Source organism: Ulvibacterium sp. (genome assembly GCF_965248315.1).
GTDB lineage: Bacteria > Bacteroidota > Bacteroidia > Flavobacteriales > Flavobacteriaceae > Ulvibacterium.
In genome coordinates this window covers 2,186,509-2,202,092 of the sequence record NZ_CBDFIX010000002.1, presented here as the reverse complement: position 1 = coordinate 2,202,092, position 15,584 = coordinate 2,186,509, and the positions used below count along the sequence as shown (strand labels likewise).

Annotated in this window: 9 protein-coding genes and 1 tRNA gene; 5 read left to right on the top strand and 5 right to left on the bottom strand. The window is 39.9% G+C overall.

The features are described 5' to 3' along the window. The first annotated feature begins 141 nt into the window (after positions 1 to 141). Positions 142 to 1,164, top strand: a complete 1,023-nt coding sequence (locus tag ACP2AF_RS11055) for a glutamine synthetase beta-grasp domain-containing protein (protein ID WP_425236213.1) — start codon at positions 142 to 144, stop codon at positions 1,162 to 1,164. Between the two features lie 55 nt (positions 1,165 to 1,219). Here ACP2AF_RS11055 and ACP2AF_RS11050 read toward each other — a convergent pair whose 3' ends face one another. The 3 genes from ACP2AF_RS11050 to ACP2AF_RS11040 all read right to left on the bottom strand — a co-directional run bounded on the left by ACP2AF_RS11050 (position 1,220) and on the right by ACP2AF_RS11040 (position 5,559). Further along, positions 1,220 to 2,929 (bottom strand): carboxypeptidase-like regulatory domain-containing protein, encoded by a 1,710-nt coding sequence (locus tag ACP2AF_RS11050; RefSeq protein ID WP_425236212.1) that lies wholly within the window; start codon positions 2,927 to 2,929, stop codon positions 1,220 to 1,222. A gap of 71 nt (positions 2,930 to 3,000) precedes the next feature. Continuing rightward, positions 3,001 to 4,605, bottom strand: coding sequence for a carboxypeptidase-like regulatory domain-containing protein (locus ACP2AF_RS11045; protein WP_425236211.1), 1,605 nt, complete (start codon positions 4,603 to 4,605; stop codon positions 3,001 to 3,003). Positions 4,606 to 4,620: 15 nt separating this feature from the next. After that, complete coding sequence (locus ACP2AF_RS11040) at positions 4,621 to 5,559, bottom strand: calcium/sodium antiporter (RefSeq protein WP_425236210.1); 939 nt, start codon at positions 5,557 to 5,559, stop codon at positions 4,621 to 4,623. Positions 5,560 to 6,028: 469 nt separating this feature from the next. On the opposite strand from ACP2AF_RS11040, the gene ACP2AF_RS11035 reads away from it, so the two are divergent. Both ACP2AF_RS11035 and ACP2AF_RS11030 read left to right on the top strand, forming a co-directional pair. After that, the gene (locus tag ACP2AF_RS11035; RefSeq protein ID WP_425236209.1) at positions 6,029 to 7,366 is read left to right on the top strand and encodes a hypothetical protein; all 1,338 of its coding nucleotides are present in this window, start codon (positions 6,029 to 6,031) and stop codon (positions 7,364 to 7,366) included. Between the two features lie 67 nt (positions 7,367 to 7,433). Continuing rightward, a complete protein-coding gene (locus ACP2AF_RS11030) occupies positions 7,434 to 7,589 on the top strand; it encodes an SsrA-binding protein (protein WP_425236208.1) in 156 nt (51 codons plus the stop codon). On the opposite strand, the gene ACP2AF_RS11025 is transcribed toward ACP2AF_RS11030, so the two are convergent. Then, a complete protein-coding gene (locus ACP2AF_RS11025) occupies positions 7,583 to 8,092 on the bottom strand; it encodes an adenine phosphoribosyltransferase (RefSeq protein WP_425236207.1) in 510 nt (169 codons plus the stop codon). The genes ACP2AF_RS11030 and ACP2AF_RS11025 overlap by 7 nt on opposite strands. Before the next feature lie 110 nt (positions 8,093 to 8,202). Between ACP2AF_RS11025 and ACP2AF_RS11020 the strand changes: the two genes are divergently transcribed. Both ACP2AF_RS11020 and ACP2AF_RS11015 read left to right on the top strand, forming a co-directional pair. Beyond that, positions 8,203 to 8,276, top strand: a tRNA-Arg gene (locus ACP2AF_RS11020). A gap of 824 nt (positions 8,277 to 9,100) precedes the next feature. Beyond that, the gene (locus ACP2AF_RS11015) at positions 9,101 to 10,024 is read left to right on the top strand and encodes an Abi family protein (protein WP_425236206.1); all 924 of its coding nucleotides are present in this window, start codon (positions 9,101 to 9,103) and stop codon (positions 10,022 to 10,024) included. A gap of 977 nt (positions 10,025 to 11,001) precedes the next feature. Here the strand turns inward: ACP2AF_RS11015 and ACP2AF_RS11010 are convergent. Continuing rightward, a complete protein-coding gene (locus tag ACP2AF_RS11010; RefSeq protein ID WP_425236205.1) occupies positions 11,002 to 15,033 on the bottom strand; it encodes an FG-GAP-like repeat-containing protein in 4,032 nt (1,343 codons plus the stop codon). Positions 15,034 to 15,584: the final 551 nt, after the last annotated feature.

Here is a 15,584-nt window from a genome sequence, read left to right as displayed (position 1 = left end):
CTAAAATACCCCAGCCAAAATAGGGGTATCTTAAATTATGTTTGCTTTTTTGATTTTTAACCCCCGAAAAATTAGATTAATTCATCAAAAAATATATTTTTGTTGGTCTTTAAAAATATAAATATTAACAACCAAAAAATTATGGCAAAGATTAAATTGGAATATCTGTGGTTAGATGGTTACTATCCAACCCAAAATTTAAGAGGTAAGACAAAAGTGGAGGAGCACGAAGATTTCAAAGGAACACTTGAAGAACTTGGAATGTGGTCTTTTGATGGTTCCTCAACAAAACAGGCTGAGGGAGGATCTTCTGACTGTTTGTTAAAGCCCGTTGCGATTTATCCAGACCCTGCTCGAGTAAATGGATACTTGGTTATGACCGAAGTCTTAAATGCGGATGGTACACCTCATGTTTCTAACGGTAGAGCTACTATTGACGATGATGATAATGATTTCTGGTTTGGTTTTGAGCAAGAATACTTCATTATGGATACCGAAACCCAATTGCCATTAGGATTCCCTGTTGGTGGTTATCCTGGTCCCCAAGGCATGTATTATTGTTCTGTTGGTGGAAAAAATACGTGGGGAAGGGAATTAGTTGAAGAGCATGCAAACCTATGTATCGACGCCGGACTTAATTTTGAAGGGATTAACCAAGAAGTTGCTGCTGGTCAATGGGAATTTCAATTATTTGCTAAAGGTGCAAAGAAAGCTGGGGATGAAATCTGGATCGCTAGATACTTATTGGCCCGTTTAACGGAACAATATGGTTACTATATTGAATACCACCCAAAACCACTTGGAAAAGACATGGATTGGAACGGATCCGGTATGCATGCTAACTTTTCTAATACAACCTTGAGAACTTGTGGTTCTAAAGAAACATATGAAAAAATTTGTGAAGCATTCCGACCGGTCGTTAAAGAACATATCGAGGTTTACGGAGAGTTTAATGACCAACGCCTAACAGGTCTCCACGAAACAGCTTCTATAGATGATTTTAGTTATGGTATTTCTGACCGTGGCGCTTCTATTCGTATTCCAATCATAACCGTTGAAAAAGGATGGAAAGGATGGCTGGAAGATAGAAGACCAGCTTCCAATGGGGATCCTTATAAGATAGCGGGCAGAATAATAAAAACCGTTAAATCCGCTGACGTATAAATAATTAATTGATTGTTGTACTACCTAGAAAAGCGTACCTCCTCGGTACGCTTTTTTAATTTTCTGTTTTTTGTAATGGTGTATTCATCCAGTAGTTTTCAACGTCTTCGGGTTTTGCTATTGGCTGGTTTTCAAAAATTGGCCTGCGATTGTTCATAAAGAGACTATCGTCCGAGACAGTTTTGCCTGGTCTTACTTGCTGCACAAAAAACTCCCTAAATTGTTTATATTCCTTATAAACCCGTTTATTAAGATAATTGCCATTGACATCCTTAAGTCTTTCGATAGCTACGCTAAACGCCTTTGGCATGTTCAATTCAAAACTTCCTTCCTTCAATTCTACCTGAAACATATTCCCCAATCCTTCCTCTATTAAATCGGGGTCAAGTCGTGCTCTGTATATATGGAGGTCTCCGGTGGTGTACTTGAATTCTTGGGACATCTCCCTGGGGGTATTCTTGGGATCCAACTTAAAACTTCGCACTATTTCATCTATTTCGGACCGGATATCCGTAAACTTCCTTTTGGTCCAATCAGGATAGAGGTCAACGGTGTATAGGTAAGGTAGTATTTTTGAAAAGGAAGTTTTCCTATTATGGAAACTGAAGTTATAGTGCTTTTTGTTTTTAGCAGAGAAAAAATCTACCGCTTCACTGAACCTGACCGTAAAACATTTGCGTGAGTCATCCAAGTAGATTTTACTTACTACAAATTTGGGTGGCATACCCAACATAAAACTATTGTGGAATGAAATATAATTCAAGTACATTTTACCGTACTTTGGTTTGTACTCGGATACTACCTTGAAAATAAGTTGGTCCTTATCTTTCCTTTTTCGTTTCCGTTTTTCATTACCGGTGTCGTAAATGGCATATTCCATCTTATGGATGGCATAGTTCTCTTTGGATATTGCAAATTTTCCGGATATTCTTAATCCCGGTTTGGAATTTCTAAAGTCTATTCCGTACAAGGCCTGGTCATCCGAATACACATCGTCTTCCCGATCGAAAAAATGATTGTTCAAAAAATCCTTTTCCAATTGATTTACAAAATCGTAGGAATTGATTTTAAAGTTCCGCACGGCGTCATGAATCCTAAGAATTGTAAATTCATTACCCCCATAATTGAACAAATAGGCCCTGTCGATTACCTTTTTCCAAGTCCTATAGTTATAGGGGTCATCTGCCAACGTATCCCTTTCGAAATCCGTGTTCTTTTTGTATTCATAGATTTTAACCTTGGTCGTAGTGCTATCGATTTCGTCAAAACCCAAGTCAAAGGCTTCAAGAATAGCCTCGTTAAGGTTTATGTAGTCATTGTTTTGGTCAAGTTGGTAATCCCTGTAATATCCGGTTAAGGAGAACGAATTTTGGGGATAGTTTGCGGGTATAGCCTCTATTGCTTTCCTTACAATTCTTCTCGCTGACAACCTCCTCTTTTTTCGCGCAATAACCACGGCCTCGGACAGTTCCATGACTCCTTGGGAAAGTTGAATAACATTTATGGCATCAGGGGATAGACCGGCCATGGGAATTTCTTTTTTTTGATAGCCCATACTGGAAATGACAAGTATATCCCCTAACTCCTTGAACTTTTTGGGGATGCGAAACCCGCCATCTTGATTGGAGATGACCCCAATGGCCTTTTCCTTTATCCTGATGGTAGCAAATACCACCGGTTCACCGGATCCGGTATCCAAAAGTTTGCCCCGTATGAAGTCATTTTCTTGGGAAAATAAAATTGTATTGAAGCAGAACAAAATCAAAAAGTATATACATTTAAAATTTCTCAATACCATTTTGAAAGTATTCTAGTTTTATGCTGCCATTTTATGACCTATTTCAAAGGGGTATTCATCCAATACTCCTCAAAATCATCAGGTTTAACAATGGGCTGATCCTCGAAGATGGGTTTGTGTTTGTCCATGAATTTATCATCATCAGGTAATTCGGTGGAAGGTTTTACCTGCTGTACAAAATATTCCCTAAATTGGTCGTAGTCCCTTTTTTTCCATTCGTGCAGTCTATGAATCCCCTCCAAATCCAAAATCGGTTTTATATCAATGGAAAATAAATTATTTAAGTCTATTTTTTTCTTAATGGCCTCAAAAAGTCCCTCAAGAATCTCCTTTCTTTCTTTCTGGGTCATGTCAGGTAGTAAAAACACTTTTCTTTCATTTTTGACTAGGCCTGCCGTCTTAATTTTCAAACGCTTCCCCTTATATTTTACCAAATAGTTGCGCACATCTTCGGCCTCAGTAACATTTGGATCACGATTGAATACTAATTCAAGCCTGAAACCGCCGATTCCGCCAGAGGGACTCTTCATCAATCCAATGGCACTGTTCTCTACTTTGAATTTTGGTGGCTGCCACAGAATAAAGCTGTTTTCAAACGAAATATAATTTAGGAACATCTTCCCGTAGTCGTGCCGCTGATATTCGGTGGTAATTTCAAAAATCAATTGCCCACGGCCCTGGTGCCTATTCAATTTTCGATCGGGTAACCGTTTTCGGTCATCGTAGAGGGTGTATTCCATTTTATGTACGGCAAAATCACCATGGGAAACGTACAGAATACCGAACGCGCTGTAATGCGGATGTCGCTTCCTGAATTTTACAGTGTACAGCGCCTCCCCATTGAGATAAGTATTATTGTCCCTTGAGAAGCTATGGTTTTTCAACAGGTCGGCATCCAACTGGTCCACAAATGAATACGAACCTACCTTATAATTGCGTATGGCATCATGAACCCTTAATATCGAAAATTCATTTCCCCCATAACTATCGAGATAGGCGTTATCCACTATTTTCAGCAAGCGCCTGTAATCGTAGGGATCCTCGGCCAAGGTATCCCGTTCAAAATCGGTGTTCCTTTTGTAATCGTAGATGCGCACCTTAGTGGTCGCCGAATCGATCCGAGAAAAACCTTGGTCGAATACCTCCAAGACGGCCTCGTTCAGATTCACATAATTCCCTTGTTTCAATTGATAGTCCCTGTAATAACCAATGGTCGAGAAAGTATTTAGCGGATAGTTCCTTTCCATATTCGCTAGGGCCTTCCGAACAATCCTTCTAGCAGAAAGTTTCCTCTTTTTTTGGCCGGTTACCACGGCTTCGGACAAGTTCAGAACACCCGGGGTGAGCCTTATTATGTTGATATGCTCCGGGGATAGGCCCCCAATGGGGATCTCCCTTTTCTGATATCCCATGCTCGAGATGATAAGTACGTCCCCGAGCTCCTTGAACCTGGTTGGGATACGGAAACCGCCGTCCTGGTTGGAGATTACTCCCTTGGCCCGGTCCTTTACCCGTATCGTGGCGAAAACGACGGGCTCCCCGGTTTGCGCATCAAGGAGCTTACCCTGTATGAATTCCTGTTGTGCGGAAACAGGTCCAAGAGAAAGTAAGAAATATAAGATTAAAAAAAGTGTCCTGTTCATAGCCGGCTGGGGTTTTTACGTTACAGTAAGATACACAAATACCACGTAAATTCCCACAAGAATTATGCCATCCCGCCAACCTAAACGCAGTCCTTTGGGCAAGAAGACCAAGGGCAATATCAAAAAGGAAATACCCAGCATCCAAAAAATATCATTTTCCAATAATCCTTGATCTCGAACCTCGATAGGAGTAATCATGGCGGTAATGCCTAGAACGGCTAAAAGATTAAAGATATTGGATCCGATAAGATTACCTACGGAAATGGCCTTTTCCCTTTGGATGATAGCAATAATGGATGCGGCCAATTCGGGAATACTGGTTCCAACGGAGACTACGGTAATCCCAATGATGCGGTCACTAACACCATAAAAGGTGGCCAAGCCAACAGCACCCTTAACCAATATTTCCGAACCTCCCCAAAGCGCACCTCCGCCAATACCCAATAATAATACTGCCTTATGTAGTGGTAATAGCGTTATATTTTTGGATACCCCTTCTACCACGGCAGGCTTTTGATAACGCAAAAGATAGACCAAGAATAAAAATAGAATCAGGAACATGATTCCTCCTTCATATCGTTGCAATTCCCCATCAAAATAAATGAATACAAAAAACAAGAGAGAGGATGCCATCATTACGGGCCAGTCCGTAACATAAAAGCTCTTTCGTACATCTATGCTGCCTATAATAATGATAATGGCCAGTACCAATCCTAAATTCGCAATATTAGACCCTATGACATTACCTAAGGCCAAATCAGGAAATCCGTTCAAAGCGGCATTAACACTTACTATTAACTCTGGAGCTGAAGTAGCAAAGGAGACTACGGTCATCCCTATTATAATTCTTGAAATATGAAGACGAAGTGAAAGTGCAACAGCTGACTTTAATAACCAATTGCCTCCTGCTATTAATAGTATAAGCCCAACTATAATGTAAAATACATTTTGCATGCCCCATATTTGAAACAAATATACCTTTAAGAATTTGATTTCTTGAGAGGGCCGAATTTCCATAATTTGACAATTCTAAATGGCTATCAAAAAATCAAAATGATAAAAAACGTATTTTTTTGGATGAAAAGGCCCTTGGTTTAGAAAAAAGTGCCCAAAAAGCCCCTTCAATTGTTATAAACTGTAATATCCAGAATTTCTACGTTTACAATTCAAAACATACTTCAAGAGATTCTAAAAAAATTTGAAATTCAACTCGTTTTTTTACTTACAATACTATATTCAATTGTATTGTTTTCCATCAAATCGTTAGGAAGTATAGATTTTTATTATATATCTTAAATGGATAATCGATTATTCATATCCATTTCCTAACCCTTTTAAGATTTAAAGCAATGATCATCATCATAAAAATTATTATTTGCCTTTTGTTACTGTCCTTATTGTCTAACCTATAAAACTTCATATTATGTTAACCTTATTTGGAATACTCATCATTGGTATCGGGATTCTCACTTTGTTAGCGAAACCAATATTTAAAAATCATAGCTTACTTGGGTGGTTTACCCAACGTAAAAGCCTACAGATTATACTTTTGGGCATTGTATTGAGCATTGTCACAGGAACGCTATTCTATGCTGAACCGGGAACCGCGTACGCGGTTCAATATCCATGGGGCGGACAAAAGGCGGTTTTTCGCCAGGGCATCCACACCAAGATGTGGGGAAGACTCATTCCTATCCAATTTGAACTGCCCATAAAATATGTAATACCCAGTGCCAATGGTGAACTGGGCGAGCAAAGCGAATATGCCAATGTGGATGCCGCCAAATATTGGGCCTTTAGTGATGCCGTAAAGGCAAGAATCGCAACCTCTGTAGTTATCAGCATAAATACAGATGGGGAAGCCCAATTCCTATCTGTTGCGGATCGCAACAAGACGGAACAAAACTTGATACGATCCAGGATTATTCCCAATATTGACCAATCCATAAAGAATACCTGTAAGCTTATGGATGCCCAGGATTATATTTCCGGACAAGCCTCGGATTTTGATCGATACTTTAAAGATCAATTGGAAAATGGCATGTACGTCCTTGAAGAATATACGGAAAGTGAGCGAAGGGAAATTATTGGGGACAGTACAACAGTACGGACCGTGGTAAACAAAGAATCCAAACAAAAGCGTTTTCGGATAAAGCGAATAAACGGAGAGCCTGTTCGCGAGCAAGGCAATTCCTTAAAAGCCTATGGTCTTACTGTAATCCAGGCCGTTGTTACAGAAATTGATTGGGAAGAAACCTTTGATAAGCGCCTCCAATTACAAAAAGAAGAGGTAGCCCAGACCCAATTGGAAAAGCAGCAAGCGGAGCGCGAGTTCTACCGTGCACAGAAGGAAAAGGCCCGGGGAGAGGCCGAAAAAGCAGCGGAACGAGCCCGTTTGGAGAAAGAGCAGATACAAAAAACGATTGCTGCAGAGACCGAGGCCAAGGTAGCGGAATTCAACCTTGTTAAGGAAAAGAAGCAATTTGAAGTGGAAAAATTCAAGGCTCAAAGTAAAAAAGTTGCCGCAGATGCAGAGGCTTATCAAAATGCTAAATTGGTCAATGCCGGCCTTACGCCCCAGGAACGTGCCGAATGGCAGTACAAAACCTCTGTAGGCGTAGCTCGGGAGCTAAAGGAGCTTAACCTACCTGAAATCTTTATTGAGGGTGGCGGAGATTCCCAGAAAACGGATGCCAACTTACTACAATCCTTGATAGGTGCGGAATTGGCCAAAAAGATGATGGAAAGCAACTCAAAATAGTATCTTGTTTAAAAAACTCGGCCCTTGGCCGAGTTTTTATTTTGTATTTTTGAGAAAATCGAACATCTTGAAGAAGGCTTTTTTTAAGCTCTTGGCCAAAATAAATAAGGCGTTGTTGCCGAGTTACTCCAAGAAAGGATTGGATTTGTCCAAGGCATCCAAACTACAGTTGGCCATTATTGGATGGCGCTATTATGTTACTACAAATGCCCTGGGTCAATAGCGCATTAGCGATTTTACATCAAAACCGTTCAATTGCCCCCTCCCTTTTAAAAATTCCAATTCAATAAGAAAATTACATTGTACAACTTTTCCGCCCAAGCGCTCCACTAAAGCACAAGTAGCCAAGGCTGTACCACCAGTGGCCAAGACATCATCATGTATCAAGACCCTATCTCCTGTGGAAATACTATCTTCAAGAATTTCCAAGGTATCCTGCCCATATTCCAAAGCATAGGTCTCCCCCACTACCTTTCCTGGAAGTTTCCCTGATTTACGCACGGGAACAAAACCAGCGTTTAATGTAGAGGCCAAAATTGGGGCGAAGAAAAAACCCCGGCTTTCCATACCTACTACAATATCTACTTCCCCATTGACCATTTGAAGCAATCTCTCTGTTGCCGTCCTAAGTGCCTCAGGGGTTTTTAATAGTGGGGTTATATCCTTAAAAAGAACTCCTTGGGATGGAAAATCGGGTATATCGCGTACAAAGGTTTTTAGGTCCATATTTTGATGATCGTAATTTTGCCTTAAATTTAAAAAGAAATATATTTGCAGCCCTCCTTTGCAGTCGGTTAAAGCCTCATGCTTCGGATGGCATGCCCAAAGATAGCAAAGGCCGCGTGGCGCAACTGAATAGCGCATCTGATTACGGCTCAGAAGGTTGCAGGTTTGAATCCTGCCGCGGTCACATTTAAATCCTCATAAATATATGATAATCAGCTATTTATGAGGATTTTGTTATAATCTGTCCAACCATTGTCCGACAACAATACCTTGTAATATACTGATTTTCAGAAACTTACATTTTTTGATTGAATCATGGTTTTTTTAAGTGGTCGGACAATAGTCGGACAAATCTACATCAATTGATACTTACTCTATTATAATTGATTGTTTATCAGATAAGTACATTATAATCTTGGTGACCATAATGTGATTCAATCCTTTTAATGCCATTTACCAAATATAAACGTTGGTACTACTAAGTAAATATTTGGATAGTTCGGACATTCACTTTCAAATAGTTTTCAATAACTCCAAATAGTTGGTGACACTTGAGATTGAGGAATTTATAAAAACAGGAACAACTATTATACTATGTGGACAGATGCCTTTTTAAAATCCAATCAAAGACTAACTCGACCCTGAAAAAGGGTTTATTAAAAAATAAAACTCAACATGTTGCTTCAGCGATTATTAAGTCAAAAGCTTGAATCCGATGTTTAGATGAACGAGCTGCTCGGTTCAGTTACAGGGCGTATAACCATAATGAGTGTTTTAATAAGTTCCTGGAAGGAGCGGAAAGACATTCGTAAATAGTTAATTAATTATATATAAGAATACTTATAAGGACGATCTATGGAACCTAATACAACTATAGGTATTAAGTATTGATTTAAAGTATGTTATGGGCTATAATATTATATATTTGTATTAACATACCACTCCCGCCTATCATTATGATGCGTATTAGGAGTGGTGTTCTATTTTTAGACCTATCATTCTTTTTACTTGGATATCTACAAAAAACCACCCACAACCCACAAGAAGCAGTTGCATCTACTTATTTCAAGGGGTTTGGAAGTTAAAGACTTTGATAAAGCCCTTCACCTAATTGATAAAATAGGGTATTTTAGATTAACTGGTTATCTATACCCCCAACTTGAAATACCAAAAGAAAATCACAAATTCAAACCCAATAGCTATTTGGAAAGTTCTTTTAAAATGTATTGTTTTGACAGAGAACTAAGAATTTTACTACTTGGAAATATTGAGAAAATTGAAGTGGCCCTTAGGTCTAAACTTACATATTATCTTTCCCTACGTTACGACCCTTATTGGTATAAGCATGATAAATTGTTTAAAGACATATCAATCCAAAATAATGGAAAGTCAAGTATAGAAAAATCAAAATTGGATAGTTCCGAAGATTTTGTAATACAGTTTAAAAGGAAATACGTAAACAATGATATGCCAAGTTGGATGGTTATGGAAATTATCACCTTCGCCCATCTTTCAAAAACTTTCTCAAATTTAAAAGACACTTCTATAAAATCTAAAATTTCGAATGATTTTGGTGTACCATATCAAATTTTAGAAAACTGGTTAATGGCATTGACATATTGTAGAAACATTTGTGCACATCATTCAAGATTTTGGAACAGGCAATTGGCTATCAAAGTTTTGAAAACTAAAAATCCGCTTCCTTATAAATGGATAGAGCAAAGTGGAATATGTAGGAATAAATCATATTTTTACTTATCGATTATTCAGTATTTAGTGGATAGAATAAACCCTAATAATAAATTTAAAGAAAAGATTATAAAGCTATTTGAAAAATATCCAAACATTGACTACACGAAAAGCATGGATTTTCCTATTGATTGGCAACAACAACCATTGTGGAAAATAGAAGAGATTAAATTACTAGGGTAGGAATATTTGTCTTTATCAAAGGCCAGCGAATAAATCCAAAGAAAAAAGGAACGGCCTGAAAAAATGAGCAAAAACCCACTATAAAGGGGTCGTTGGACAACGTGCCAAAAACTTAGTTTGCAAAGAAAAAAATAGCGTTAAGCTTAAACTATATTTAAACTTTATTAATCCCAAGGTTCCTAAATAATTCTTTAGATCTACATTTTAGTATAAAGATTTTATCTTTAAGTGCGCTGCCATTTTTTGCTGTTTTTAGTCCGACATTTGTCCGACCGTTTTGAATCATATAAACACCAAATATGTATCAAATATATGGTACATACATACCTTTTCTTGAAATTAGTGTATATATCAACTATAAATAATATAAAACTGATTTTCCTGCCGCGGTCACGACACTAACAAAACCACGCCCTTAAGGGCGTGGTTCTTTATTTTATGGAAAAACCAAACAGCGTTTGCGTTTTAGAATGAAATGAAGAACCCGAGCGCTAGCGCGTGGACTTGTATTTGCAACATTGAGTTCAAAGGATGTGCACAGCAAATCCTGTCGCGGTCACTCAAGAATGAAAAGCTCGTCATTTGGCAGGCTTTTTTGTTCGAATGAAATCTGAGCTCATTCAGGAATCGAAGTAAGGACATAAAAAAGCTCCAAACCTAAGGTTTGGAGCTTTTCATTTAGATTGTGGAACTCAAAGGAAAACCAGAGGTAATCCCGTCGCGGTCACTATAAGTAAAAAGTCTATTACCGATGTAATGGATTTTTTTTGGAAATACCCCCATGTGAAATACAATTCACAAGTCAAAACTCTTTATAAACTTCATCCAATCCCTAAAGCCTTGAAAAGTGACTCATGGCCATGAATATCCTTTCCAGATCTGGGAAACGGTTTTTTAATTACCTTAAGTGCCGGGCAATATTCCTTAAGTCTGTCATTCGGAAATCAAGTAACACTTAGAGTGCATAGCAGTTGTATTCAATCAGCGACAACTACCTTTATTGCTTCAGTAGTTCTATCATAAGTGATTACCAAGAAATAGACACCTTTTCCAAGGGTAGAGAAATCTATGGGATCCTTACCACTAAAACTACCGAGGTGTCTTCCTTCGGAATTATAAAGCTCCGAAACACGGTTATGGGAAGAGCCTAGGACTGTTAAATAATTCGATGTGGGATTCGGATAGTAGATAATCTTCTCCTGAAACGATACTTTTTGTGAATATAATCCCTCACAAGCCTTTCCAGAACGGATGACCAGCAAATCACCATTGATCACTTCCGTTTCAAAAGAAGTATTCTCGAAAGCACCTATAACCCGGTCGTTTTTCTCAATGGTGAAAGGAGGGGTCCCTTTATTTATCTCAAATTTGGCTTTATAACCAATCCCCTCCTCGACGATACTTGTGTTTACATCAATTGGTGTTACCTCCTGAACAACCAAGTCGTAGCAATGCTCAAATTCCACATTGTCCACAACGGTAATACAAGCTTGATATGTACCAGGAGCCAAGTTGGCAATCTCAATTTCGCGATTAAACGAATATTCCTGCTGATTTAAGGAAAGTCTATAATTATAGTAGTCTTTTGCAGTTATATGAATAAATCCATCATTGCTATCTATACAGCTTTCCCCTTTTATTTCTATGAGGAAATTATCGGTTGGTATGCTTACCAATCCTTCAAAATAATCCTGGGCCAAATCAAAAGCATCTTTACCAACCTTTTCTCCAATTATACGCCCTGGAATATCATCTATAGGTGGATGGATACCGCCCCATATTCTAGACAAACTTGTTTGGTCAGAGGCATCCCGGTAGGTAGCCCATTGCAAGCTGAAGCCTTGACTGGGGCCTTGTTCAAAAACTAAAAATCGGTTTTCTTCTATATTGAAAACACCCATGCCTCCGGGAAAAAACGGATCTCCTGTTAGCAATGTCAATACCTCGGCCGCCGCTCTTGAAAAAGTGGAATGTCCGGAAACGTATCCGGCAAATGGAGGTGTTACGAAGGTGGGTCTTTGATACGGCCACCAACGGGTGCCTAAAATCCAACCAACACCTGCCACGTCCATAGTGGGGTCACCGATAAAATCCGGGCCTCGCCAGGCATAAATCTTAACCTCACCCACATTTTCACCTCCTGGCCCCGCTAAGGGATCACCACTTTCAACCAGTTCTATTCTTCCGGGAATCAAAGGTAAACCGTGAGGATCGTAAGCAGGCAATTCAGCATTTGAGCTTTGTCCTTTGGAAGCCATATAACGGATGGCCGATATTGGTCTTATATAATCGTAATATCCCTTAACACCCCATGTAGCTATGGCAGCATCGTGCATAGCACCCCCCAATGCCAAATAGCTTTTTACATCCCACTCTAGATTATCCATTACATCTCCCTCGCCGGCAAACCGTTTCTGGGTATCGGGGTGGTCGCTCACATAATTCAGTATGGTGAACCAGTGCCCCGGAGGTGTTTCGGAATCCGGCCCGTCCGCCCAGAATTCGGCCAATACCCGGGCATAATCTGCCCTTTTTACCATTTGTGGGGTATAGGGCTGCCCTGTCCTGGGATTTACCGGATGCCCTAATCCTATATCACCTCCTTCTTCAAAATCATAAAATGCCTGGTAGTCTTGAAAACTCTCTGGATAGATAGCTATATCCACATTACCAATAGCACCTGGGGAGATGTCTATGAGGGTAGGATCATCAGGGTCGAGATGGGATGACCAAGAAGCCACGAGGGCAAAATGCCACTTGTATGGATCTTCAATACCGTCCTCATTGGAAACCTGAATGCTTGGTGGAGCTCCCGGATCACTGTAAATGTAGCTTTTAAAACCGTTATCGAGAATCTCCAATTCAGCCTGCTTCAATGCGAAAGGTATCACTTCACCCCATTCAGGACTTAGAAATTCAGGAGTTTCACCTGAAATCGGATTACCGCTTTGATCAATGAATGTTTCAAAAGTCAAAGGTTGCCAACGGTTGGGATCTATCAACCCATATGAATCCTCATAAGTCCCAAGCATAAGAGGGTCATTGATAGGGGTATAATACGTATTGGTATAGGTGTTTTCCTCGTTGGAGCCGTCCTGATTGCCAAATTCTATGAGCTTTGCCGCCAGATAATTGCCAAGAGCCGCATAAGAGCCCGTTTCATAATCCGTAGAGGTATTATTTGTGTTATAACCCAATGAAGACATAAGGGCGCTAAAACGAGGAAGGGCTGCCGCCGCCCCGGGGGAATCCGAAAACCTATAGTGGAGTAAGCTGTACATGGCATAACTCAGTACTTCCCTTCGGGCAGCTTCCAAATCCTGTGTACTGGGCATACCCTTGAATTCACAACTAAAATCTCGAAAGGTCTTCCCCAAAAACACGGTCTCCGAATTTTCATCGAATACAGCCCAGGCATCGTACATGGCCAAGGCGCTATGAAATAAATTTCGGGCGTGTACCGTAGGGCGTGCCAAATCGGTCCTTATGGCATCAAGTAGGGCTTCGTTCCATTGTCTTGCCACGGAGTTAATGGTATCCCTAACATTTTCACTCGCCCCGTTCTCTGTATCATCTTCCTCATTTTCAATTGGATTTGACCCTTCCACTATGGTGATGAACTGGTTGCTACCTATATTTTCTATACGATCCGTTATCCCGCTAAGCCAGGTCACTTCTACATAGTCTACCATTTCATTGGTACCTATACCGAAAATCTTGGAGCTACTGTTCTGACTGATATACCCTTCTCCACAAAGCGTATATCCAAAGTACGTTTGCCCTCCCGCACCCACTTCAATAAAAGACCCTATTCCCATACGGTTACTCTCGGTACCCTGCAATTTAATTTTTAGCCAATTCTGATCGGATACCGTCTTGTTTTCCCATAGCATCATAGGCTGATCCATAGTATTCACCACCGCAATATCGGGGAGTCCATCGTTCTGTATATCTCCTATGGCATTGCCATAGCTATTTGCCGTATCATCTATGAATCCCACAGAAGAGGGTATTGTATATATGCCACTGCCATTGTTCTGGTAATATGCCGAGGATTTCCGACCATCATTTCCATCAAGATGGCTGCTGACGTATAGATCCAGATCGCCGTCATTCTCGCTATCCAAAAACACGGCTCCCCAACCGAAACTATCGAAACGCGTGCCATTTTCCAACGCAATGTTAGTAAAAGTGCCATTTCGGTTATTCAGCAAAAATGCATTCCCAATGTCGGTACCTGGTAATAACGGAGGATAAATATTGGTAACATAAATATCCAACCAGCCATCATTGTTGTAATCATGGATGGTGGTAGACATAGCGTTCATATGGAGATCGGTACCTGAGCTTATACTCACATCCTCAAAGGTACCGTCACCTTTGTTTCTGTATAAAATGTTGGATGTTACTTCTTTGTCATTGGCCATATAGATATCCTGGAAGCCATCCCGATCATAATCAATAAAAGAAGAGCAGAATGTTATATGGCCATCCAAGCTAAGCTTAGCTGCCACCGTGACATTGGTAAAGGTTCCATCCCCGTCATTGCGATACAGTAAATTGTGGTTGACCTGCATTGGGTCCCGTACACTGATGAACACGTCCAAAAAACCATCGTTGTTGTAATCTCCCCATGAAGCTCCCCAATATTCCATTACGGCTGTAGGTAGACCGGAAACACCAATAATGTCCGTAAAATTATAGTTACCCTCATTACGATAAAACCAGCATCGTCCAACGTCGCTAACCGCAAAAAAGTCGTTGTCCCCATCATTATCAAAGTCGACCCAAATGGCCTGACGTGATTGAATACCACCACTGCTTATTGGAAGATCTAGTATTTCAAATTGTCCGCCTGTATTTCTAAGGAACTGAAAGTCCCTGTTCGCCGAGGCAGGGAGGGTAATATCGTCCCAACCATCATTATCAAAGTCCATAAAGGATATTCCGGGCCCAAGCCCGGTTACGGCCACGGATCCATAAGTAATTCCCTCACCCAATCTTTCCATTAGGCTTTCTTCGAAGAACGTTTGACCTAATCCTAACCTCAACTGGAATAAAAGGATAATAGGTATTAGTAATCTTAAGGAATTAGTTATCAAGTATGACGGTTTGGTGGAGCAATATTACATATTAAGATTGATACGGCCAATTGTCCAATCGGACCCTTTTTATGTTTTTAAGTAGGCCAAATTAGGTATGTGTTCTGAAGATAAATATGTTTACGTTTAGCGAAACGAATATTTTAAAAAATCAGGGTTATACGTTAATAACCTTGCATAATATAAGGATTTTAACCTTTAAATAAAATCCAAGTGACATCATTTGCTATCAAACGGATCCCAAATAATTCGGTCAGCGCATTTCATAGTGACGTTTTATAATATTTATGTTCTTAGAAATACGGAATTCTGCAAAGGTGACAAAAGGCAAGGGTTTGAAACTTTGTAATGCGTATTGCTTCAAACCTTTCGATCATTTGTTTTAATGTTGAATACAAGTAGCTGAATCATACGCACGAACCAAGGATCGGGTTTTGCCATCCTAAAAACCAACCGGA